Genomic DNA, 23,459 nt, shown 5'->3' on the forward strand with positions numbered 1-23,459 from the left:
AATGAAAACAATAAATTTACACCATCCTTTTGAACAAGCAACAGTTTATACCGGAGACATTGTGTTAGCTTTAGGCTTTTTTGATGGCGTCCACAGAGGTCATCAAGCGGTGATTAAAGCAGCACGAGATGAGGCAGACCGCTTGCAATTACCACTAGCTGTAATGACTTTTAATATGGCGCCAAGAATTATGTATCAACAAATTAGACCTGAAGAGGTCACTTACTTAACAACTTTAAAAGAGAAAGAACGCTTAATGACGCATCTAGGAGTGGATTATTTATATGTTGCTCAGCTGACGTCAGCTTTTTCTGCATTGAAACCACAGGAATTTGTTGATCAGTATATGGTAGGGCTTCATGCCAAGTCAGTTGTTGCCGGATTTGATTATACTTATGGTAAAAAAGACCTAGCTAATATGCATACACTTAAAGAACACGCAGCTGGTCGCTTTAATATTATAGAAGTAAATAAATTATCAGAAGATACGAATAAAGTAGGATCTACTGAAATTAGACAAGATCTAAATACTGGTAAAATTGATAAAGCAAATCAACAGTTGGGTTACATCTATTCTAACGATGGTATTGTAGTTCACGGTGAGAAAAGAGGGCGAGAATTAGGTTATCCTACTGCAAATTTGATGATCGCTACAGAGTCATTGATCCCAGCTGAAGGCGTTTATATCGTTGAAATGTTGCTGAACGACCAAGTGTTTCCTGGTGTTGCTTCTATTGGGAATAATATAACTTTTGGAGAAGGACGTAAACGGACCGTAGAAATTCATCTTCTAGATTTTAAAGGTGAGATATATGGGGAATACGTGACGGTATATTGGCATCAATATTTACGACCTGAGCTAAAGTTTGATGGTATTGATGGCTTAATTGATCAAATGGACCAAGATGCGATTCAAGCGAGAAAATATTTAGAAAAATTGCAAAATTTGACAAATGATAAAATTAAATAAATATATCAATTATTAAACGCTATGGACTTACCTATAGCGTTTACTTTTTTATTAAGTATGCAAAAATCAACAAAAAAGAGTGAAATGTTGATATTATAGGATTTCAATCTTAGGTTTGTATAGATATTATTAGACAAATTTTAAATTAGGAGTACAATATAGTAGAAATATAGAAAATATTGGAGGAATGTCAAATGGCATATTTAGACCGTGCTAAAGAAATTTTTGATGATGCAGTAAAAGTTCGTCGTCAATTACACGAAAATCCAGAAGTTGGTTTTGAATTACCAGAAACTACTAAACTAGTAAAATCAAAACTAGATGAGTTTGGCATTACATATGAAAACGTAGGTAATACTTACGGAATCACCGGTACATTAGGTGACAGTGCTAAAGGTAAAACTTTATTATTACGTGCCGACATGGATGCACTGGCAATTACAGAAAAATCTCAATCAGTATGTACATCTAAAAATGAAAATGGACACTTATGTGGACATGATATGCATACCACTATTTTATTAATGGTTTTAAAAATGTTAAAAGAAAATGAAGACCAGCTTGAAGGACAAATTAAGTTCTTATTCCAGCCAGCCGAGGAAACTTTAAATGGTGGACGTGTAATGGTTGAAGAGGGTATCTTAGAAAATCCTACACCTGATGCCGGTATGGCATTACATATGTGGCCAAATGGTGATAAAGTAGATGTTGAAATTCACAAAAAAGAAGCGCTGGCATCTGCTTTGAACTTCCGAATTACTATTAAAGGTGTAGGTGCTCATGGTGCCATGCCCAATAATGGTGTTGATCCAGTTTTCGTAGCAAGTCAAATCAACAATGGTGCTAATGGTATTTTAGCGCGTGAATTACCATCTAATAAAGGTGCTTCACTATCTATGGGGTATATTAGTGCACCAGGTGGCGCTATTAACGTTATACCTGATACAGTAGTTTTAGAAGGTACTTCACGTTCATTATTCCCAGAATCAGCAGCACATGTTTCAAAACGTTTACCAGAAATAGTTGAACATATTGGTAAAGCTTTTCGTGCAGAAACGGAATATGAAGTAATGGCGGATTGCCCTTCCTTAATCAACTCTGAAGCTATGGCTGACCAAGTTATGGTATCTGCTAAAGAAGCCTTGGCTGGTAAATATGACGTAATGAATGTTCCGCCATATTTAGCATCAGAAGACTATGCGCATATTGCTAGTAAATTGCCTGAATCTACATATTTCTTCGTCGGTTGTCCATTACCAGATGATAATGGTGAAGTTTATCCAGTTCACCATCCATTAGTACAATTCAATGAAGAAGCTCTAATTGTTGGTTCTGCTACATTAGCAACATCTGCTACTAACTGGTTACGAGATAACAAATAAAATATCGATACAAGTTTATAGGTAAGGGAAAACACCTTCATATTAGTACTTTTATTTTTCGGAAGAGACGTCAAACATATAATATGATTGATGTCTTTTTTTTAATGAATATTTTTTAACGCACAATTTATAGCGAGGTTTTGTAATAAGTAACTTTTAAATGCTAAAAATAGTCAAAATAAAGTTTGACTATTATTGACAAAAGGAATGAAGGGTGTTATATTATAAACATGTTAGCAGTCGGAGTTGTTAAGTGCTAATGAGGTGATTAGATGTTAACAAAACGACAAAGTTTGATTTTACAGGCGGTAATTGACCATTACTCAAAATATCAATTACCAGTCGGTTCGAAAACTTTATCTCAACATCAAGAAATAAATGCAAGTTCAGCTACGATACGAAATGAATTAGCCAAACTTGAAGATTTTTCGTTGATTTCAAAAACCCATTCATCTTCTGGTCGTGTACCAGCTGAAGCGGGCTATCGTTACTATATTAATCATATCATGCCATATTATGGTGGGTTGATTGATTTAGAGCTTGAGGAAGAGGAAGATGCTTTACTTAGAGAGATATTCCATGATCCTTATAACGACTTGAGTCAAGTGATTAAAAAAACGGCTGCGACCCTGGCCTCGCTTTCAGAAAGCGTCGTAATTTCATTAGGTCCAGATATTGCAACGCAACGTTTAGCTAACTTTCAGGTGCTGTCACTTACGGCAGACCAGGCAATGGTCATACTAGTGACAGATAAAGGCGTTATTCGTAATCAAATTGTGACTTTCAATGAAGTGGTTACGCCACAATTAATTGAGAGAATAGCAGAAATAATGAACCAAGAACTTGTCGGACTTGAACTTGCAACTGTGATTAAGCGACTGCAAACACACTATTTAAAAGATATTGAACAAATGAACCATTCTAGTGAAGCTAGTGATCAGTTAATCTACAGGTTCATGAATCAATTTAATAGTGAGGGTATAAGGGTAAATGGTCAAAATTATTTATTTTCTTCATTAGCTGAATCGGCTAATGGTACTAGTATTCCTCAATTGAGTCAATTACTAGAAGACCAGTCAGTGATAGCTTCATTGATTAATACCACAGACCAAGGTATCCAAGTGAGGGTAGGTAAGGAACTCAAAGATCCAACCTTGGAAAATATGAGTTTAATGTCTACAAGCATGGGTACTGTTAAATCAGGTAAGCTAATTACTTTTGCTGTACTTGGTCCTGAAAGTATGTCGTATATACGTATGGCACAACTTTTCCAAAGTATTTCAAAAGAAATGGCAAGATACCTGGACAATTATTATAAATCTTAGGAGGTCTATCAATTGACAAAAATGGACGACAATCAACAAGATTTAAATGTTGATGAAGAAATCAGCGAAACTGACGTTCAAGATGAGCAAGCAGAAGTAGAAACAGAAACGGTGGTGGAGGATAGCGAATTAGCTTCTCTTCAAGCTGATTTATCAGCCAAAGAAGACCAAATTATGCGTCTATCTGCTGAAATTCAAAATATGCACCGACGTAATCAAACCGAACGAGAATCAGCTTCTAAATATCGATCACAAAGCTTAGCAAAAGGTATTCTGCCTGCAATCGATAACTTGGAACGTGCGCTAGAATTGGCACAGGACGATGAGTCATCTCAGCAATTAGTGAAGGGTATTGAAATGGTACATGCGAGCTTACTACAAGCCTTAGCTGATGAAGGTATTGAAGTAATTGATCCTAAAGGAGAAACTTTTGATCCAAACTTCCATCAATCTGTAAGTGCTGTGCCAGCCGAAGAAGGTCAGCAAGCTGAGGAAGTGGTTGATGTGTTCCAAAAAGGGTATGTATTAAAAGATCGTGTTCTACGACCTGCGATGGTGACTATCGCGCAATAGATTAGGTACATAGCTACTAGTTAACAAATATACTCATTTAAATTGATAGACTATTAAAAAAGGAGACATGTTTATTATGGCAAAAATTATCGGAATTGACTTAGGTACTACTAACTCTGCAGTTTCTGTATTAGAAGGTGGAGAACCTAAAATTATAGCTAACCCAGAAGGTAATCGTACAACACCTTCAGTTGTATCATTCAAAAATGGTGAGCGTCAAGTTGGGGAAGTAGCGAAACGTTCAATGGTAACTAACCCGAACGCAATCGCTTCAATCAAGCGTCACATCGGTGAAGACAACTTTACTGTAGAAATTGAAGATAAAAAATATACACCACAAGAAGTTTCAGCGATGATCTTACAATACTTAAAAGGTTATGCCGAAGACTACTTAGGTGAAAAAGTTACAAATGCAGTTATTACTGTACCTGCGTACTTCAACGATGCACAACGTCAAGCAACTAAAGATGCTGGTAAAATCGCTGGTCTAGAAGTTGACCGTATTGTGAACGAACCAACAGCAGCTGCATTAGCGTATGGTTTAGATAAAGTAGATGCAGATGAAAAAGTGTTGGTATTTGACCTTGGTGGTGGTACTTTTGACGTATCTATCCTTGAGTTAGGTGATGGTGTATTTGAAGTATTATCTACTTCAGGTGACAACAACTTAGGTGGGGACGACTTCGATAACGCAATTGTTAAACACTTAATCGCTGAATTCAAATCAGAAAATGGTATTGACCTATCTTCTGATAAAATGGCTATGCAACGTCTAAAAGATGCTGCTGAAAAAGCTAAAAAAGACTTATCTGGTGTAACTTCTACACAAATTTCATTACCATTTATTACGGCAGGGGCAGAAGGTCCACTTCACTTAGAAGTGACTTTAACACGTGCGAAATTTGATGAATTAACTTACGATTTAGTTCAACGTACTAAAAAACCAGTTAAAAATGCTTTATCAGATGCTGGATTATCTAAATCTGACATTGATCAAGTAATCTTAGTTGGTGGTTCTACTCGTATCCCAGCTGTTATTGACATGGTTAAACAAGAAACTGGTAAAGATCCTAACCGTTCAGTTAACCCTGATGAAGTAGTAGCTATGGGTGCTGCAATCCAAGGTGGGGTAATCTCTGGTGACGTTACTGACGTTGTATTACTAGATGTAACACCATTATCATTAGGTATTGAAACAATGGGTGGTGTGTTCACAAAATTAATTGACCGTAACACTACAATCCCAACTTCTAAATCACAAGTATTCTCAACTGCGGCAGATAACCAACCAGCAGTAGATGTACATGTATTGCAAGGTGAACGTCCAATGGCTGCAGACAATAAAACATTAGGTCGTTTCCAATTAACAGATATTCCTGCTGCACCTCGTGGTGTCCCTCAAATCGAAGTTACATTCGATATTGATAAAAACGGTATCGTTAATGTAAAAGCAACTGATAAAGGTACTGGTAAAGAACAACAAATTACTATCCAATCAAACTCAGGCTTGTCAGACGAAGAAATCGACCGTATGATGAAAGATGCTGAAGCAAATGCCGAAGAAGATAAAAAACGTAAAGAAGAGGCAGATCTTAAAAATGAGGTAGACCAATTAATTTTCCAAGTCGAAAAAACAACTGGTGAATTAGAAGGTAAAGTTGACCAATCTGAAATTGACGAAGCAAACGCGCTAAAAGATGAATTGAAAGCAGCGCAAGAAACTGAAGATGTTGAAACAATGAAAACTAAAAAAGATGAATTAAGTGAAAAAATCCAAGCTTTAACAGTTAAATTGTATGAACAAGCAGCACAAGAAGCTGAAGGTCAAGCTGACGCAGGTGATGCTTCAGACAATGATGGCGATGTAGACGCTGACTTCGAAGAAGTTAACGACGACAAATAATGCATAAATTAGAAACCCTGTCTTCTTTGAGGGCGGGGTTTCTTATGTTATGATAAACTACATAACGCATGATTCAAGGGGGAGTACAGCGTGGCTGAAAAAAGAGACTATTATGAAGTCCTTGGTGTGTCTAAGACCGCTAGTAAGGATGAAATAAAAAAAGCTTATCGAAAATTATCAAAAAAATATCATCCAGATATTAATAAAGAAGCAGATGCTGAAGAGAAGTTTAAAGAAATATCTGATGCATATGAAGTCTTAAGCGATGAACAAAAGCGTGCAGCCTATGACCAATATGGCCATGCAGCTACAGACGGTGGCTTTGGTGGCGGTAATTACCAATCTTACGGTGGCTCTGGCTTTGAAGACATCTTTGAACAATTCTTTGGTGGCGGAGGCGGCGGCTTTAGCGGTTTCGGTGGTGGCTTCGGAGGCGGCCGTACTGCTAATCCAAATGCACCGCAACAAGGTGATGACTTACAATACAATATGGACCTAGAATTTGAAGAAGCAATCTTTGGAACTGAAGAAACTGTTTCTTATCGTCGAGAAGTAGACTGTAAAGTATGTGAAGGTTCTGGTGCGGAGCCAGGTACTGCTGTACATACATGTCCTACTTGTTCAGGTTCCGGTGTTGAAAAAGTTTACCAACAAACTCCATTAGGCCGTGTTGTTTCTCAATCTGTATGTCATGAATGTTCTGGTAAAGGGAAAATCTATGACCAAGCTTGTCATCACTGTCATGGTGCAGGTCGTGAAACTGAAACGCATAAAGTTAAAGTAAATGTACCTGCAGGAGTAGAAGATGGTCAAAGCATGCGTCTAAACGAACAAGGTAATGCTGGTAAAAATAATGGACCAGCTGGAAGCTTATATGTTGTTTTCCATGTAAAACGATCTGATACATTCGAACGTGAAGGATCTGAGATACGCTATGTATTACCAATTAACTTTGCACAAGCAGCTTTAGGTGATGAAATTGAAGTTCCTACCGTTCATGGTAAAGTTTCTATGAAGGTGCCAGCTGGTACGCAAACAGGAACTAAATTCCGTTTACGTGGTAAGGGAGCACCTAAATTGAATGGTAATTCAAACGGTGATCAAACAGTTACTGTCAAAGTTGTGACGCCTAAGAATCTGAATGAAGAACAAAAAGCTTCATTGAGAGCCTTCGCAAAAGCATCAAATGATGAAGTTAGTGAAGAGGATAGAGGCTTCTTTGATAAGTTAAAAGATGCATTTTCATAAGCAGTAAAAATGGTAGCAGAAGTCAAATTGACTTTTACTACCATTTTTTAGCTCTGTTTTATGTGATATGAACTAGAACCAAAAATCACCACTCATGTTAGCAAGCTCATAAAAACTATCATCACCACCTAAGGCGATAGCTTCTTTGGCCATTTTCAAATCCTTATCTGAAATTTCACCGACAACATTTAAGAAAGTATAGAAATGTTTTAAGGCCGTTTTATATGAATTGAAGTCTGCCTTTGAAGTTGCTATATGCTTATCTAAAATAAAAGCACTTAAAAAGTGTACAATTGTATCGAAGTCATCGGTATCATCAATTGGTGTAGTAGGGTAATAATAATTTAGATAATCTTGGATATATGTTCTAGCCCTAGACTGATGTTTGCGTACGCTTTTTGGGCTTAGACCTCGTACTTTTTCTAAATACGTAGAAAAAGCATCGAGTATGATTTCATTATTGCTGATTAACTGATCTTGGAAAGCATCCTCGTCTTCATTTTTGATCTGTTCAATCTCATGATAGGATTGCCAGTTCTTTTGAACAATGGATTGGTTGCCATTTTCACTATCAGAATTTTTCAATTTTTTCTCTATATCAGTTATTGGTGTAAATTGAAGTGGCTGGTCAAATGCCTTACTAGTTTCATCTGTAGCTGCAGGCTGACTAAGTGTTAATATAGTATTGTTCAGCATAAGCATCATGCGTAGTGGATATTCTTGGCTAAGATCGACACCATAAGTAGATAGGGCGAGTACTGTTTCATTTAAAATGCCTATGATTCTACGATCTGTCGTGGGGCCAATTGCCAAAGTCGGATCAGTGTTTAAATAGTCATGAATTTGTTCTTGTGATATGGCACATAATTCTAATGATGCCGATATACCAACTCTGACAAGTTCTTCAATCTTTTTCTTCTTTGTTGCGTTGACATCATTGATGATAACAACTGCAAGCGTTTGATTATTAATGAGACATAGAATTTTCTTTCTATTTTGGGTGAAATATTTACCTGTCCAAGTAAATAATGGGTTTTCTGTAGCATAAGCTTGACTGTTTTCTTTTGTCATTTGTTCATCTATAGCGTTAAAAAGTGGTTCAGTTTTTTTGGTAATTTGAATGAGCATATATTTAACCTCCGTTGTCAAAGACTGAATAGTAACATAAGTTTATGCAACATAATTTTATCATTCATCTATTGATTAATATAGGGTCATCAGCTAGGTAACCACAGATAGTCTTGGAAATGATAAAGTAGGCAAAATGTTGTGGTAATGGGGTAATTTTGCTATAATGGTAATTGCTGAAAATAAGAGGGGGATGGAAAATGGATATCCAAGAAATGAAAGCAAGACAAGAAAAAATCAGAAACTTTTCCATCATCGCGCACATTGATCATGGTAAATCTACGCTAGCAGACCGCATCCTACAAAATACAGGAACGGTTTCGGAACGTGAGATGCATGACCAATTATTAGATTCTATGGATCTTGAACAAGAACGTGGTATCACGATTAAGTTGAATGCAATCGAATTAGAATATAAAGCGAACGATGGGGAAACCTATATTTTCCATTTAATTGATACACCTGGGCACGTAGACTTTTCATATGAGGTCTCACGTTCTTTGGCAGCCTGTGAGGGAGCTGTATTAGTGGTGGATGCGGCGCAAGGTATAGAAGCACAAACGCTGGCTAATGTGTATTTAGCTGTTGAAAACGATTTGGAAATTGTACCAGTCATCAATAAAATTGATTTGCCCGCTGCTGATCCAGAAAATGTAAAACAAGAAATTGAAGATGTAATAGGTTTAGATGCTTCTGAAGCTGTGTTAGCATCTGCTAAAGCTAATATTGGTATTGAGGAACTATTAGAGCAAATCGTTGAAAAAGTACCTGCACCGAGTGGAGAAATAGAAGCGCCTGTCCAAGCATTAATTTTTGATTCGGTTTACGATCCTTATCGAGGCGTTGTATTAAGTGTCCGAGTTGAAAATGGTGTCATTCGTAACGGTGACCGAATTCAAATTATGTCAAATGGCAAGACTTTTGATGTCACAGAAGTAGGGATTATGTCACCCAAACCCATTCCTCGCGATTACTTGATGGCTGGTGATGTTGGTTATATCACTGCAAGTATTAAGTCAATTCAAGATACACGTGTGGGAGATACTGTTACTTTGGCTAATAATCCTGCAACTGAACCTTTGGCAGAGTATAAACAATTAAACCCGATGGTGTATTGTGGTTTATATCCAGTAGATTCGGCTGATTATGTTGATTTACGTGAAGCTTTAGAAAAACTACAATTAAACGATGCATCTCTTGAATTTGAACCAGAATCTTCTCAAGCATTAGGCTTTGGTTACCGTTGTGGTTTCCTTGGTATGTTACATATGGATGTTATTCAAGAGCGTATTGAGCGAGAGTTTAACATTGACTTGATTGCAACGACACCTTCTGTAATTTACCATGTACATCAAACGGATGGTACTACGGTAGAAGTTGCTAACCCATCTGAAATGCCGGATCCAACATATATTGAGTCTATTGATGAACCAATTGTTAAGGCGAATATCATGGTACCACAAGAGTATGTGGGGGCAGTGATGGAACTAGCACAACGGAAACGTGGAAACTTCATCACGATGGATTACTTAGATGATATTCGTGTTGATGTGAAGTATGAGTTACCATTATCAGAGATTGTTTTCGACTTCTTTGACCAACTGAAATCTAATACAAAAGGTTATGCTTCGTTAGATTATGAAATTGGTGGTTACCAAAAAGCGAACTTAGTGAAATTAGACGTCTTATTGAATGGTGATGTTGTAGACGCATTATCTGTCATCGTTCATAGAGACTTCGCTGAAAGTCGTGGTCGCGTTTTAGTAAACAAATTGAAGGAAGTTATTCCTAGGCAACAATTTGAGGTGCCAATCCAAGCAGCAATTGGCCATAAAATTATTGCACGTACGAATATTAAAGCCCTTCGAAAAGATGTTACTGCCAAGTTATACGGTGGGGACGTCACACGTCGTCAAAAATTATTGAAGAAACAAAAAGAAGGTAAGAAACGTATGAAAGCTATTGGTTCTGTTGAAGTACCACAAGAAGCTTTCTTAGCCATCTTAGATATGGGCGAAGAATAAAAGATAAACTAAACCAAGAGGCTGGGACAAAAATGTCTCAGCCTCTCTTTGCTATATAAGAACGTTTATAATCGGGTTCCAAAAGTCAGAATTATCCGATACTTCCCAAAAGTCTCCAATAATATTTCATTATTGTTCGTCTTTTGGTCCAGTACGTCAATTCTAAACGACTTTTGTCTCACCTTCTTTTTTTAATACATACTTTTATAATTGCCTTAAAGTGCACTCTAAGGTGTATATTAATATCTGAAATGAGATGTGTCATACCAACTTATCACATCTCATGGCACAAAAAAACACTTGATCAATGGAGGCTTTTAATGAAGGATGTATTACTTATTAGTTGGTGCTGGACAATTAGGTATGGCAATTACTCGACGGATCGGATTTAACCATAAAATTCTAAGTGGAGATAAAAACTTTGATCAAGCGATTGCAATCGCTGATACATTAGAAGGGGCCGGCTTTGATGTAGTTGCCACTGAAATTGATATTGCAGATAAAACTTCTATCCTTAGTTTTATTAAAAAAGGGCAAAGTTATGGCGAAATCAGCTTATTCATAAATGCCACAGGTGTCTCTCCTAGACAAGCATCTATCGAAACTGTACTCAAGGTTGATTTATATGGGACTGCTGTTTTGCTAGAGGAGATAGGGAAAGTGATCAAAGTAGGAGGTGCTGGGGTAACAATTTCTAGCCAATCTGGTTATCGGATGCCAGCATTAACTACAGAAGAAGATCGTCTGCTAGCGATGACACCGGTAGACCAGTTACTTGATTTAGATATTTTAAATCCTACAAATATTGATGATTCGCTACATGCCTATCAATTGGCTAAACGTGGGAATGGTAAACGCGTGATGGCTGAAGCCGTTAAGTAGGGGAAAAAGGGTGCTCGTATAAATGCTATCTCACCGGGGATCATCGTCACCCCCTTGGCACTTGATGAATTTAATGGGCCTCGTGGAGATTTTTATAAAGACATGTTTGCTAAAAGTCCTGTTGGCCGTCCAGGTACGGCAGACGAAGTTGCAAATCTAGCAGCAATTTTGATGGGAAGCGAGGGTGCTTTTATCACAGGGTCAGATTTCTTAATTGACGGTGGTACAACGGCAACCTTTTATTACGGAGAATAATTTCAAGAAAAGAAAGGACGTAAATAAATGAAAGCAGCAATTTTTAATGAGCCGGGAAATATGAGTGTTACAGATATGGCAAAACCTAAAATTCAAGCGCCACACGATGCGATTATTCGAGTAGTCAGAGCTTGTGTTTGTGGGTCAGATTTATGGTGGTATCGTGGTATTTCAGATAAAACTAAAGGAAGCCAAACTGGACATGAAGCCATCGGTATTGTAGAAGAAGTTGGATCGGCAGTAAAAAATGTCCAAAAAGGTGATTTTGTTATTGTACCTTTTACAAATGGTTGCGGACACTGTGCAGCTTGTAAAGCTGGATTTGACGGTGACTGTGCTACTTTCACAGGTGGCGCATTAGGTTTTCAAGCTGAATACCTGCGCTACGTATCGGCTGATTGGGGCTTAGTTAAAATACCTGGGCAACCTGGAGATTATTCTGCTGATATGCTGAAATCGTTCACAACTCTTGCGGATGTAATGGCTACAGGTTACCATGCAGCATTTACAGCTGAAGTAAAACCAGGAGATACAGTAGTAGTTGTTGGTGACGGTGCAGTTGGATTATGTGGTGTTATCGGTGCTAAGTTATTAGGAGCAGAACGTATTATTATGATGAGTCGTCATAAAGATCGTCAGGAATTAGCGATAGAATTCGGCGCAACAGATATTGTCGCTGAGCGTGGTGATGCGGGTATTCAACGTGTTATGGCATTAACTGGCGAAGGCGCTGACGCTGTTTTAGAATGTATTGGTTCGCAACTAGCTGTAGAAACTGCTGTACAATTAGCTCGTCCAGGTGCGGTCGTTGGTCGAGTACGCGTTCCCCATATCGATGAGTTAGATACCAATAAATTATTTTGGAAAAATATCGGTCTTCGAGGTGGTCGTGCTGCAGTAAGCACTCATGATCGTTCTGTCCTCCTCGATGCTGTTTTAGAAGGACGAATTAATCCAGGTAAGGTATTCAATATGGCATTTGAGTTAGATGACGTACAGGCCGCTTATGCAGCAATGGACGAACGTAAGGCCATTAAATCGCTATTAGTTATCTCAGAATAATTTCTGCTAGCATCACGCCTATTGGATAATTAATTACAAAGGCTCTAAATTGTCTTTACCAATATTTAGGATTATACTATATATGTTATTGGAAATGTGGTTAAACAATAGGAGGTTTTATTTTGGAAAAAGCACAAAGAATTAAAATCTTACAAGATATCGTCAAAATTAAATCGGTAAATGCACATGAAAAAGACGTTGCAGATTACCTTGCAGATCTATTTACAAAATATGATATAGAAAGCAAACAAGTTGAATATGCAAAGGGCCGTAATAATTTAGTTGCTGAATTTGGCACTAATCAAGGCGGAAAATTACTTGCTGTTTCCGGTCATATGGATGTTGTTGAAGCTGGTGACGAATCTGAATGGGATTTTCCACCATTTTCAGGAGAAATTGATGGAGATAAATTATACGGTCGTGGTACTACCGACATGAAATCAGGTCTAGCTGCTTTAGCAATTGCTATGTGTGAGTTAAAAGAAGAAGGCATAGATTTAAACGGTCGTATCCGTTTTCTAGCTACGGTGGGTGAGGAAATTGGCCGTATAGGATCAAAACAATTGGTTAAAGAAGGCTATGCTGATGATATTGATGGTTTAATCATTGCTGAACCTTCAAGTTCTATTATTGCTTACACCCATAAAGGGTCTATGAACTTTACAGTAACTGCTAAGGGTAAATCTGCACACTCTTCAATGCCTACTGAGGGAATTAACGCAATCAACCATATTGCTGACTTTGTTTTGCATTTTAATGGGGCTATGGATAAAGTAGTAAATGAATATGAAAATAGTGAATTAGGTCGCGTTGCTGCATCGGTTACGGTTATTAACGGTGGAGACCAAGTCAATTCAATACCTGCACGTGCTACGATTGAAGGTAATATTCGAACTATACCAGAATTTCCAAACGCTGAAGTGAAGAAAGTGATTGATAATATTCTAGATGAATTAAATCAAAAAGAGGATTACAATCTATCAATTACTTATGATGTAGATGATAATGCCGTGGAAAAGGCAAAAGATTCAAGTCTGGTACAAATTTTTGATAAATTAACAGCTGACGATGTGAAACCTGGGGGTATTTCGCCTGTAACTGATGCTGAAGCCTTTGCAAGTATGGATAAAGATTTTGACTTAGTGATTTATGGTCCAGGTGAAGAAAATCTACCACATCAACTTAATGAGTATGTTTCTATTGAAGATTATTTAAGTAAAATCGATATATTCAAAGAAGCGATTAAAGAATACTTAAAATAGGCTAAATTAAAAGCTAGAGCATCTCTTGTTCTAGCTTTTATTTTCATATAACCTTGTTTCAGTGCCCAAATCCATTTTATCTTAACATAAGGTATTTGAACAAATAATAATCCTTCACTAAGCATTTTAAAAAGCTTTATCATACAGTATCTTTCTTTTTAAAGAATAAACGGTATAATAAGATAAAATAGTGAACAAAGGGTGAGTGTATGATTTTATCAGGCAAAAAAATTGCTGAAGAGCAGGGGAATGGTATTAAGATCAGCCCATTTAATGAAAGTCAGGTTAATCCAAATTCCTATAATTTGAGACTATCTAACGAACTGGCTTATTATGAAGAGGGTGTATTGGATATGAAAAAAAAGCCAACCCTTAAGTCTATTCAAATTCCTGAAGAAGGCTACCTATTGGAGCCAGGTAAGCTATATTTAGGACGTACGGTCGAATATACGGAAACAGACAAATATGTACCGATGCTTGAAGGTCGATCATCTATTGGACGTTTAGGTTTATATATCCATGTAACTGCGGGATTCGGTGATATTGGCTTTTCAGGTTATTGGACTTTAGAAATGCATTGTTTACAACCAATTCGCATCTATCCGAATGTTGAAATCTGCCAGATTTACTACCATACAATTAACGGTGAATACGATCTATATTCATCTGGGAAGTATGCCAATAACCAAGGAATTCAAGGGTCACGTTTGTATCAAGATTTCATTTACTAGAATCTGTTTTAAAATATGAATATTTTGTGAAGAAAAGCCAGTAATATGGCTTTTTTGTGAAAGTGAGTTCACTTTGACCAAATTTGACTTTGAATAAGTTATAATATATTTGTAGTTAAAAAGTTTAGTTAGTGATGAATGTAATCTAGCTAATAATTAATATATTTAGAACAATAATAAGTAGGAGTGCATATATGAGCAGAAACAAAAAACAGAAAAAGAATCGGAAGAAAGGATTGAATTTTGGAAATTCACCTAGTGGTAGCAATTTCAATTTCATGAATGGCTTTTGGTGGATTGTTTTAATCATCCTTGGTTTAAATCTTCTTTTCCCGGCTATTACCGCTATGCGGGTAGAAGAGGTGCCATACTCTTCATTTGTTAGCCAAGTAGATGCGGGTCAAGTTCAAAGTGTAGAAATCAATCAATACGATTTAACCTGGACAGCTGAAACTGATGGTGGCAGTCAAGTATACACGACTGGTAAAGTAGACGATCCAGAATTAGTCAGCCGATTAGAAGCTAATAATGTTACATACCAAACGGAAATTTACCAACCAACTTCTCCTATTTTCTCTTTCTTACTTACATTTATTTTACCTTTTGCAATTATCTACTGGTTAATGCGTAAAGTAATACAGAAAATGACTGGAGCTAGTGATTCCAAGATTGACCTTTCAGGTGGAGGCGGTTTTGGAGGTATGAATTTTGGTAAATCAAATGCAAAGATTTATGTTAAATCTGATAACTCACGAAATTTTAAAGATGTAGCTGGCCAAGATGAGGCTAAAGAATCCTTAGTTGAGGTTGTTGACTATCTAAAAGAACCAAAAAAATACCAAGCAATTGGTGCCCAAGCGCCACGTGGAGTTCTATTAGTAGGTCCTCCCGGTACAGGTAAAACTTTGATGGCTCAGGCTGTAGCAGGTGAGGCTGGTGTGCCATTCTTCTCTATCGCAGGATCTGAATTCGTTGAAATGTTTGTAGGTCGAGGGGCCGCAAAAGTGCGTGATCTCTTTAAACAAGCTAATGAGAAAGCGCCATGTATCGTCTTTATTGATGAAATTGATACGATTGGTAAATCTCGTGATAATTCATATTCAACTAACGACGAACGTGAACAAACTTTAAACCAATTACTAACTGAAATGGATGGGTTTGAAGGTGATCAGGGTGTGATCATCCTGGCAGCCACCAACCGTCCTGAGTCGCTGGATAAAGCGCTCTTAAGACCTGGCCGTTTTGACCGTCAAGTTTCTATGGAATTGCCTGATTTAAAAGGACGAGAAGAAATTCTTCGTGTTCATGCTAAAGAATATAAGATGGGTTCAAATATCGATTATCGTTACATTGCCCGCGCAACTGCTGGCGCATCCGGTGCAGACTTGGCCAATATTATCAATGAAGCTGGTTTACGTGCTGTTAGAAATAATCATAATGAAATTAGTCAAATCGACTTAGACGAATCTGTTGATGTTGTATTAGCAGGGCAAATTAAGAAGAATGATATCCTTTCTCCAGAAGAACGTCGTGTAGTATCTTATCACGAAATTGGGCATGCGCTTGTTGCAGCTCAACAATCAGGTTCAGCACCAGTAGAGAAGATTACGATTATTCCTCGTACATCTGGGGCTCTTGGATATACAATGCAAGTAGAACAAGGCGAGAAATCACTTTATACTAAGCAAGAACTATATAATCAATTAATGACTCTTGCTGGTGGACGTGCAGCCGAAGAAGTGGTCTTTGGAGAAGTGACTACTGGGGCCTCTAATGATATTGAAAAAATGACTAATATTGCACGATCTATGGTAACGCAATATGGTATGTCCGATACTTTTGGTATGATGCAATTAGAAAGTCGTACAAATCGATACTTATCTGATAATACACAGAGTCAAGTATCAGGAGGTACTGCTGAAAAAGCGGACCAAGAGGTGATTGAACTCATTAAACGTGCTCATCAAGAAGCTGGCGAAATCTTGATGAATAACCGAGAAAAATTAGATGAATTAGCTGAATACCTTATTCAGGAAGAAACAATTACCGGGCAACAATTTATGCAAATTTTAAATAAATAGAATCAAAAACGTTCGTGAATTTTCACGAACGTTTTTGATTGCAATTTTTTATAAATACTGCATTAGTAATAGGGCTAGAATGATACCAATAATTGAGGTAAAAATCCTTTGTTTATGATAGTCCCTTGTTTGATTATTTGGTGCTTCAATGGGTTCAATAACACCGTCAATCTCGATAAATCCGCCAGCTTGAGCATGCTTATCCTTTTCTCTCCATTGCCATAAGTGATAGGTACTGCGTATGAGCAGTAGGATTGAGAAAATGAGTAATAGGGTAGGGAATATTTGAATAAATAATTGCGTAAAGAATATGAAAAGCATGATTAATAACATTATAACTGCGAATAAAGCAAAACAGCCTAGGCCTGAAGAACCATTATATACATAGACCCGTCGTTTATTATTCATGAATGGTCACCTCCAATGGACACTTTTTATTTTATTATAGCGAATGATCACATTTATTGAAAATGATTCTATTGATTGTTTAGTCATTTAGATAAGAATCGTTAAAGCATACTGATTACACCTGGTATATGGTAGAATAGTACAGAATGAACGGAGAGGACAGGGTTATAAATGAAAGATTACAAAGCATTAAATTGGTCGAAAACATATGGTATGAAACAATTATTAAATGATGTTTCTTTCTTAATTCGAGAGGGGCAACACGTTGGTTTAGTAGGTGCCAATGGATCGGGCAAGACAACTTTATTAAATATCATTGCAGGAAAATCTAGTTTAGATAAAGGTGAGATTGAGCATCCAAAAGATTTTACTGTAGGGATTGTGACCCAAGATCCAGAGCTAGACGAAAACCAGACAATTTTTGAGGCGGTATACCATTCAGAAAGCCCAATTGTCCAATTAGTAGGTCAATACGAAGAGATTACCTTAGATTTACAATTGAACCCAGAGAATAGCCAGCTTCAAAAGAAATTTCAAGCAATTGAACAAGAAATGAACGCACAAAACGCTTGGACTTTAGATACAACTATCCAAACGATTCTATCTAAGTTGGGGATTCATGATTTAACACAAAAAGTGAAAGTATTATCTGGGGGACAACGTAAACGTGTTGGATTGGCAAAAGTTTTAATTGAAGAACCAGATTTACTACTAATGGATGAACCTACTAACCATTTAGATTTCGAAATGGTTGAATGGCTAGAAAACTATATTGCTAATTATAAGAAATCTGTTTTGGTTGTAACACACGATAGATATTTCCTAGATCAAATTACCACTCATATTTTTGCTTTAGACCGCGGAGACTTGAAGCAATATGAAGGGAATTATCAGACTTACTTGGAAAAATTACAGTCTGAACATGAAATTGAAGTGGCTACTATGGCCAAACAAAAGAAATTATATAAGAGTGAATTAGCATGGATGCGTAAAGGGGCCAAAGCAAGAACGACTAAACAACAAGCACGTATTCATCGTTTTGAGAACTTAAAAGAAAAAGTCAGTCAAAGAACAGATGATAGTGAATTAACAGTAGATTTAGATACACAGCGCTTGGGGAATAAAGTATTGGAATTTGATCATTTGACGGTGGGATATCCAAATAAGCCATTAATTGAGAACATCAATTTATTATTACAGAATAAAGAACGAATTGGTATTATTGGGGATAATGGTGCAGGAAAAACAACTTTCTTGAATACGATTGCCGGTATTCAACCACCATTATCAGGTGAAGTAAAAACTGGCGAAACAGTTCGTATTGCCTATTTCCAACAAATACCTACGGATTTACCTGAAGATAAAAGAGTGATCAATTATGTACAAGAAATCGCTTCTGAATACGTATATGATGATGGAACACAAGCCTCTGCTGCTCAAATGTTAGAACAATTTTTATTCCCACGCGAATCGCATGGTATGTTAATTGGGACTTTATCAGGTGGTGAAAGGAAACGACTTTATCTGTTAAGAATTTTAATGACGAGACCGAACGTATTACTACTAGATGAGCCAACCAACGACCTAGACATTGATACTTTATCTGTATTAGAAAACTATCTAGAAACTTTCCAAGGAACAGTTATTACAGTTTCCCATGACCGCTATTTCTTAGATAAGGTGGTTGAAAAGCTAATTATTGTCGATAGTGTAGACAATACAGTACAATTATTCTATGGTAACTACCATGATTATAAAGATGCAATGAAGGCAGCACAAGCTAACCAAGTAATAAACAGTAGTTCATCTATTCAATCAAATAGTCAATCAGCTGAATCGAAATCAGAAGCTACAGCTAAGCCTAAGCGAATGTCTTATCAAGAAAAGAAAGATTGGGCAGTAATAGAAAGTGAAATAGAGCAATTAGAAGATGAAATTGAAGCAATAGACATAGCTATGAATGAAAACGGTAATGACTACAGCAAATTGAGCGAATTGCAATTAGATAAAGAGAGCAAAGAGAATGATTTGCTTGAAAAAATGACTTACTGGGAGTATCTATCAGGTTTAGAAAGTTAATTAAATGAAAATCGACAAATAGGAGGAAGAAATTTTGGCAAAGCAATACTTAGATTTTCTACAACATATTTTAGATAACGGTCAAGATAAAAGTGACCGTACTGGCGTGGGTACTAGATCAGTATTTGGTTATCAAATGCGATTTGATTTAAGTGAAGGTTTTCCTCTATTAACGACCAAAAAAGTACCTTTTGGCTTAATTAAGAGCGAGTTGCTGTGGTTTTTAAAAGGAGATACGAATATCCGTTATTTATTGGAAAATAACAACCACATTTGGGATGAATGGGCTTTTAAACGTTGGGTTGAATCAGATGCTTATCAAGGTCCAGATATGACAGATTTTGGTTTACGAGCAGAATCAGATCCTGAATTTCGACAAGTTTATCAAGCAGTAAAAAACGAATTTTGTGATCGTATTTTATCAGATGATGATTTTGCTAAAGCGTTCGGTGAATTAGGAAATGTATACGGTAAACAATGGCGCAACTGGGAGACACGTGAAGGCGGCTCAATTGATCAAATTGCGAATATTATTGATCAATTGAAAAATAACCCCAATTCTCGACGGATTATGTTATCTGCTTGGAATCCTGAAGACGTGCCTAATATGGCATTGCCACCTTGCCATACAATGAGTCAGTTTTATGTTCAAGATGGGAAATTGTCTTGTCAACTTTACCAGCGATCTGGGGATGCATTCCTGGGCGTACCATTTAATATCGCTTCGTATGCTTTATTAACGCATTTACTAGCTCGAGAAACTGGCTTAGAGGTTGGTGACTATGTACATACATTTGGTGATGCGCATATTTACAATAATCATTTTGATCAAGTGCATGAACAATTAAGTCGAGAACCACGCATGCTGCCAACATTAGAAATTAACGGGGAAGGGAAATCAATTTTCGAATTAGAAAAAGATGATATTGAGGTAAAAGGCTATAATCCTCATAATGCAATTAAAGCGCCAGTAGCGGTATAATAATAGATAACAACTAAAAGTTATTTCTGGTACGAATAGATAAGGAGGAATGACGATGTTAATTGCCATCTGGGCACAAGATATCAATCATGTAATTGGAAAAAATGGTAAGTTACCTTGGCACCTACCAAATGATTTGAAATTTTTTAAAGAGCAAACAGTTGGGAAAACTGTTGTAATGGGCCGTAAAACATACGCAGGAATGGATTATAAGCCATTACCAAATCGTCATAACATGATAATTACCCGTCAAAAGACACCATTCGATTCTAATTATAATCAGTCAGATGTTGAGTTAACAGATTCCATTGAAAAAATTTTGTTGTTAGCTGAAAAAGAAGATGTGATTATTATGGGTGGCCAATCAATTTACAAATTATTCTGGCCATATATCTCTGAATTGCGTGTTACAACGATCAACCATGAATTTGAGGGCGATGTACATTTTAATCCAAATCTAGATGACTTTGAAGCTTATGAAGTGATTGAAGGTGTGGTAAATGAAAAAAATGCGTACCCTCACAAATTTGTTTTTTATCGTAAACGAATAGGAGAGTAGGTTATTTGGTGAATCAATCCAAAACGTCAAACAATAAACGATTAAATCCTTGGAAATGGGCCTTTTGGCTTTTACTTTTAGCAATTACTAGTGTAATCATAGGCTTTTATTTGTTTATTCAAACGAGTACTCGAGAAGAAACAGCTACACCATCTTCAAATACAACGACTAATGTAGCTGATGATGTAATCACGGCTGAAGCGGATCTTTCAACCATGTCATTTAATCAACTAGTAACCGCTGTAATTGGTGGGGATAATGTACCTTACCAACTCACTGTAGGCGATCAGGTTTCTTTTTCTGGGACGTTAGATGCATTAGGCACTGAAGTTGTCTATACTATGGAAGGGCAACCATCAGTGATGGAAGACGGTAATATCGCAATCGATGTAACAAATATTGTTTTAGCTGGTTTACAGTTGCCGACTTCAACGGCATTAGCTCTTTTTCAATTAACGTTACCGACTGACTTACCATTACAAGTTTTAGCCAGAGAATCACAGATCATTATACGCTTAGATCAAGTATCTAATGAGATGGATTTTACTATTCGTGCCAGTGATATTGACTTGGCAAACGGTCGAATCAATATCTTCTTAGATGTACCTTTATCATATATAACGTCTCAAATCGAGGCAGAAGCAAATAGCGATCAATAGTTTTCAACAACCATTTAGAAAGAGTGATGATTACGCAGTCCTTTTATCATTATGTTCAAATATTTAGAAATGCCGATTTATTAGATAGAGACCAGCAGGCACAGTTTGCTGAGCTGGTCTTTTTAGATGGCGACTTCCCAAAATCAGCTAGTGATTTTGAAACGATTAGCAATTATATTGAATTAAATCAACGCTATTCTGATTACGTATCGACATTTGATGAAGTTTGGCAGTCCTATGCAGACAAGTATTTTATGTAGGATGAAATATTGGATAAATATTTAAAACCAACATGTTTATCAGAAAGTAGTGAACTATATGTCAGAAAATGAAGATTTAACTGAAAAAGAAAGCAATAAAAATGAAATGAATGAAACAGAATCAGATCAACAAATGACAGATCAGAACAAAGATACTCACTCTCAACAACAATTAAAAAAGGATAAGTCTATAAAACGACGTGGTGTGTCCTGGTTTGTTTATATGCTTAGTATTTTTCTTGTGGGCGTCGGTACTTATTTAACAACTTCGTATGTATTGACTGGTTATATACCTGGTCAAAGCTATATTACGGGGTCTACTGCTGCAAATTTAACTACTAGTGAGATTCAGAAGATTCAATCTGCATTTTCAACTATCGTAGGTGATTATGTAGAAGATGTTGACCGTGATGCTGTAGTTGATGGCGCCATATCAGGGATGACTGATGTTTTACAAGACCCTTACTCACAATATTTAACCGATCAATCAGCCCAACAATTAGATGAAACGATTGAAGGGGCCTTTGAAGGTATCGGGGCTGAAATTATGGAAAAAGATGGCTATATTCAAATCGTTAGCCCTATTAAAGGATCACCTGCGGAAGAAGCTGGTTTGATGGCTAATGACATCATTACTGCTGTAGACGGGGAATCTATTCAAGGTTATACAGCAACTGAAGCTGTTGCCTTAATCCGTGGTGAGTCAGGCTCTGACGTAGTCTTGACTATCCAACGCGGGGAAGATACTTTTGACGTCACAGTAACTAGAGATACTGTCCCAATTCAAACGGTTTATTATGAAATGGTAGAAGGACACGAACATACTGGATATATTCAAATTACTAGCTTTTCAACACCAACTTATGATGAATTGGTAGCGGCAATTGAGGACTTACGTGATCAGGGTGCAGAGCAATTTGTTTTAGATGTGCGCGGTAATCCGGGCGGGTTATTGACTTCAGCTTTACAGATTGCGAATATGTTCCTAGATGACGGGGATATCATCATGCAAGTGCAAGAAAAAGATGCTGATCCTTATGTATACAAGGCCTCGGATGCTGATTATGGTGATTTTCAAGTGGATGAAGATGTTGTTGTATTAGCGAACGAAGGTTCAGCTTCTGCTTCAGAAATACTGGCTGCAGCTTTACAAGAATCAGCAGGGATACCTGTTATTGGTAGCCAAACTTTCGGAAAAGGAACTGTGCAAAATGTCTTTTCTCTGGAGTCAGATTCAGAATTAAAAATCACAATTGCTAAATGGCTAACGCCTAAGGGGAATTGGATCAATGAAACAGGTATTACACCCGATATCGAAGCTAGCTTACCTGACTATGCGTCATTAACACTAATTGATACCAGTCAAACCTATCAAGAAGGCGATTCATCGGAAGCTATCAAAAATATTGAAGCTATTTTAGTTGCCTTGGGCTATCAAGAGCATGAAGCAGATGGTGTTTTTTCTGAAGATACAAGCAATGCTGTTGTTGCCTTCCAAGCTGATCAAGGCTTATCAGAAACTGGTGTGATTGATAAAGAAACCGCAAGCGCAATGATTTCAGCAATCCAAGCATTAATTCAAAGTAATGATACCCAATTAGGCAAAGCAGTAGAAGTTCTGGAAAAATAGGTCTAGAAGCGCTAAAATAATAAGGTACTACAAAATGGTAGTATATGTGGTAAAAG

General features: G+C 37.0%; 19 protein-coding genes and 1 pseudogene. 18 read left to right on the plus strand and 2 right to left on the minus strand.

Going from position 1 to position 23,459, the window contains the following annotated elements; all coding sequences use genetic code 11:
• Nucleotide 1 precedes the first annotated feature (1 nt).
• The 6 genes from ribF (at nucleotide 2) to dnaJ (ending at nucleotide 7,401) form a co-directional block, all read left to right on the plus strand.
• Nucleotides 2-970 carry a riboflavin biosynthesis protein RibF gene (gene ribF / locus CJ191_RS06150; RefSeq protein WP_102199296.1) on the plus strand — a complete coding sequence of 323 codons (969 nt, stop codon included), beginning with the start codon at nucleotides 2-4 and terminating at the stop codon, nucleotides 968-970.
• Between the two features lie 194 nt (nucleotides 971-1,164).
• Nucleotides 1,165-2,352, plus strand: a complete 1,188-nt coding sequence (locus CJ191_RS06155; protein ID WP_102199297.1) for a M20 metallopeptidase family protein — start codon at nucleotides 1,165-1,167, stop codon at nucleotides 2,350-2,352.
• Nucleotides 2,353-2,624: 272 nt separating this feature from the next.
• Nucleotides 2,625-3,677: a heat-inducible transcriptional repressor HrcA gene (hrcA, locus tag CJ191_RS06160; RefSeq protein WP_070468766.1), complete on the plus strand. Its 1,053-nt coding sequence runs from the start codon at nucleotides 2,625-2,627 to the stop codon at nucleotides 3,675-3,677.
• A gap of 21 nt (nucleotides 3,678-3,698) precedes the next feature.
• Nucleotides 3,699-4,250, plus strand: a complete 552-nt coding sequence (gene grpE / locus CJ191_RS06165) for a nucleotide exchange factor GrpE (RefSeq protein ID WP_070468782.1) — start codon at nucleotides 3,699-3,701, stop codon at nucleotides 4,248-4,250.
• A 76-nt stretch (nucleotides 4,251-4,326) separates the two neighbouring features.
• Nucleotides 4,327-6,153 carry a molecular chaperone DnaK gene (gene dnaK, locus CJ191_RS06170; protein WP_070468768.1) on the plus strand — a complete coding sequence of 609 codons (1,827 nt, stop codon included), beginning with the start codon at nucleotides 4,327-4,329 and terminating at the stop codon, nucleotides 6,151-6,153.
• A 90-nt stretch (nucleotides 6,154-6,243) separates the two neighbouring features.
• The gene (gene dnaJ / locus CJ191_RS06175; RefSeq protein WP_102199298.1) at nucleotides 6,244-7,401 is read left to right on the plus strand and encodes a molecular chaperone DnaJ; all 1,158 of its coding nucleotides are present in this window, start codon (nucleotides 6,244-6,246) and stop codon (nucleotides 7,399-7,401) included.
• A 72-nt stretch (nucleotides 7,402-7,473) separates the two neighbouring features.
• On the opposite strand, the gene CJ191_RS06180 is transcribed toward dnaJ, so the two are convergent.
• Nucleotides 7,474-8,529, minus strand: coding sequence for a DUF6933 domain-containing protein (locus tag CJ191_RS06180; RefSeq protein WP_070468772.1), 1,056 nt, complete (start codon nucleotides 8,527-8,529; stop codon nucleotides 7,474-7,476).
• A 200-nt stretch (nucleotides 8,530-8,729) separates the two neighbouring features.
• Here CJ191_RS06180 and lepA point away from each other — a divergent pair, with 200 nt between their 5' ends.
• The 6 genes and pseudogenes from lepA (at nucleotide 8,730) to ftsH (ending at nucleotide 16,826) form a co-directional block, all read left to right on the plus strand.
• Entirely contained in the window at nucleotides 8,730-10,553 is a 1,824-nt protein-coding gene (gene lepA, locus CJ191_RS06185; protein WP_070468774.1) for a translation elongation factor 4, read from the plus strand.
• Nucleotides 10,554-10,880: 327 nt separating this feature from the next.
• A pseudogene (locus tag CJ191_RS06190) lies at nucleotides 10,881-11,690 on the plus strand (SDR family oxidoreductase).
• A gap of 27 nt (nucleotides 11,691-11,717) precedes the next feature.
• A complete protein-coding gene (locus CJ191_RS06195) occupies nucleotides 11,718-12,752 on the plus strand; it encodes an alcohol dehydrogenase catalytic domain-containing protein (RefSeq protein WP_102199299.1) in 1,035 nt (344 codons plus the stop codon).
• 122 nt (nucleotides 12,753-12,874) lie between these two features.
• On the plus strand, nucleotides 12,875-14,014 hold the full coding sequence (locus CJ191_RS06200; protein ID WP_102199300.1) for an ArgE/DapE family deacylase: 1,140 nt from the start codon (nucleotides 12,875-12,877) through the stop codon (nucleotides 14,012-14,014).
• Between the two features lie 209 nt (nucleotides 14,015-14,223).
• Complete coding sequence (gene dcd / locus CJ191_RS06205; RefSeq protein ID WP_070467724.1) at nucleotides 14,224-14,745, plus strand: dCTP deaminase; 522 nt, start codon at nucleotides 14,224-14,226, stop codon at nucleotides 14,743-14,745.
• 194 nt (nucleotides 14,746-14,939) lie between these two features.
• A complete protein-coding gene (ftsH, locus tag CJ191_RS06210; RefSeq protein ID WP_083272742.1) occupies nucleotides 14,940-16,826 on the plus strand; it encodes an ATP-dependent zinc metalloprotease FtsH in 1,887 nt (628 codons plus the stop codon).
• Between the two features lie 48 nt (nucleotides 16,827-16,874).
• On the opposite strand, the gene CJ191_RS06215 is transcribed toward ftsH, so the two are convergent.
• On the minus strand, nucleotides 16,875-17,234 hold the full coding sequence (locus CJ191_RS06215) for a hypothetical protein (protein WP_070467723.1): 360 nt from the start codon (nucleotides 17,232-17,234) through the stop codon (nucleotides 16,875-16,877).
• A gap of 171 nt (nucleotides 17,235-17,405) precedes the next feature.
• Here CJ191_RS06215 and CJ191_RS06220 point away from each other — a divergent pair, with 171 nt between their 5' ends.
• Genes CJ191_RS06220 through CJ191_RS06245 form a run of 6 tightly spaced genes read left to right on the plus strand, consistent with a single transcriptional unit; the run spans nucleotide 17,406 to nucleotide 23,403 of the window.
• Nucleotides 17,406-19,313: an ABC-F family ATP-binding cassette domain-containing protein gene (locus CJ191_RS06220; protein ID WP_070467722.1), complete on the plus strand. Its 1,908-nt coding sequence runs from the start codon at nucleotides 17,406-17,408 to the stop codon at nucleotides 19,311-19,313.
• 31 nt (nucleotides 19,314-19,344) lie between these two features.
• The gene (locus tag CJ191_RS06225; RefSeq protein WP_083272741.1) at nucleotides 19,345-20,295 is read left to right on the plus strand and encodes a thymidylate synthase; all 951 of its coding nucleotides are present in this window, start codon (nucleotides 19,345-19,347) and stop codon (nucleotides 20,293-20,295) included.
• Nucleotides 20,296-20,350: 55 nt separating this feature from the next.
• Complete coding sequence (locus CJ191_RS06230) at nucleotides 20,351-20,854, plus strand: dihydrofolate reductase (protein WP_070467720.1); 504 nt, start codon at nucleotides 20,351-20,353, stop codon at nucleotides 20,852-20,854.
• Nucleotides 20,855-20,862: 8 nt separating this feature from the next.
• On the plus strand, nucleotides 20,863-21,513 hold the full coding sequence (locus CJ191_RS06235; protein ID WP_102199309.1) for a DUF2140 family protein: 651 nt from the start codon (nucleotides 20,863-20,865) through the stop codon (nucleotides 21,511-21,513).
• A 26-nt stretch (nucleotides 21,514-21,539) separates the two neighbouring features.
• Nucleotides 21,540-21,773, plus strand: coding sequence for a YozE family protein (locus tag CJ191_RS06240; RefSeq protein WP_083272740.1), 234 nt, complete (start codon nucleotides 21,540-21,542; stop codon nucleotides 21,771-21,773).
• Nucleotides 21,774-21,831: 58 nt separating this feature from the next.
• Complete coding sequence (locus CJ191_RS06245) at nucleotides 21,832-23,403, plus strand: S41 family peptidase (protein ID WP_083272739.1); 1,572 nt, start codon at nucleotides 21,832-21,834, stop codon at nucleotides 23,401-23,403.
• Nucleotides 23,404-23,459: the final 56 nt, after the last annotated feature.

This window comes from Aerococcus viridans (genome assembly GCF_002871935.1).
Classification (GTDB): domain Bacteria; phylum Bacillota; class Bacilli; order Lactobacillales; family Aerococcaceae; genus Aerococcus; species Aerococcus viridans_B.

What these genes read in the sequence shown, in the direction of transcription:
- ribF (WP_102199296.1), top strand. Translation starts at nt 2, where the DNA reads ATGAAAACAATAAATTTACACCATCCTTTTGAACAAGCAACAGTTTAT.
- CJ191_RS06155 (WP_102199297.1), top strand. Translation starts at nt 1,165, where the DNA reads ATGGCATATTTAGACCGTGCTAAAGAAATTTTTGATGATGCAGTAAAA.
- hrcA (WP_070468766.1), top strand. Translation starts at nt 2,625, where the DNA reads ATGTTAACAAAACGACAAAGTTTGATTTTACAGGCGGTAATTGACCAT.
- grpE (WP_070468782.1), top strand. Translation starts at nt 3,699, where the DNA reads ATGGACGACAATCAACAAGATTTAAATGTTGATGAAGAAATCAGCGAA.
- dnaK (WP_070468768.1), top strand. Translation starts at nt 4,327, where the DNA reads ATGGCAAAAATTATCGGAATTGACTTAGGTACTACTAACTCTGCAGTT.
- CJ191_RS06180 (WP_070468772.1), bottom strand. Translation starts at nt 8,529, where the DNA reads ATGCTCATTCAAATTACCAAAAAAACTGAACCACTTTTTAACGCTATA.
- lepA (WP_070468774.1), top strand. Translation starts at nt 8,730, where the DNA reads ATGGATATCCAAGAAATGAAAGCAAGACAAGAAAAAATCAGAAACTTT.
- CJ191_RS06195 (WP_102199299.1), top strand. Translation starts at nt 11,718, where the DNA reads ATGAAAGCAGCAATTTTTAATGAGCCGGGAAATATGAGTGTTACAGAT.
- dcd (WP_070467724.1), top strand. Translation starts at nt 14,224, where the DNA reads ATGATTTTATCAGGCAAAAAAATTGCTGAAGAGCAGGGGAATGGTATT.
- ftsH (WP_083272742.1), top strand. Translation starts at nt 14,940, where the DNA reads ATGAGCAGAAACAAAAAACAGAAAAAGAATCGGAAGAAAGGATTGAAT.
- CJ191_RS06215 (WP_070467723.1), bottom strand. Translation starts at nt 17,234, where the DNA reads ATGAATAATAAACGACGGGTCTATGTATATAATGGTTCTTCAGGCCTA.
- CJ191_RS06220 (WP_070467722.1), top strand. Translation starts at nt 17,406, where the DNA reads ATGAAAGATTACAAAGCATTAAATTGGTCGAAAACATATGGTATGAAA.
- CJ191_RS06230 (WP_070467720.1), top strand. Translation starts at nt 20,351, where the DNA reads ATGTTAATTGCCATCTGGGCACAAGATATCAATCATGTAATTGGAAAA.
- CJ191_RS06240 (WP_083272740.1), top strand. Translation starts at nt 21,540, where the DNA reads ATGATTACGCAGTCCTTTTATCATTATGTTCAAATATTTAGAAATGCC.
- CJ191_RS06245 (WP_083272739.1), top strand. Translation starts at nt 21,832, where the DNA reads ATGTCAGAAAATGAAGATTTAACTGAAAAAGAAAGCAATAAAAATGAA.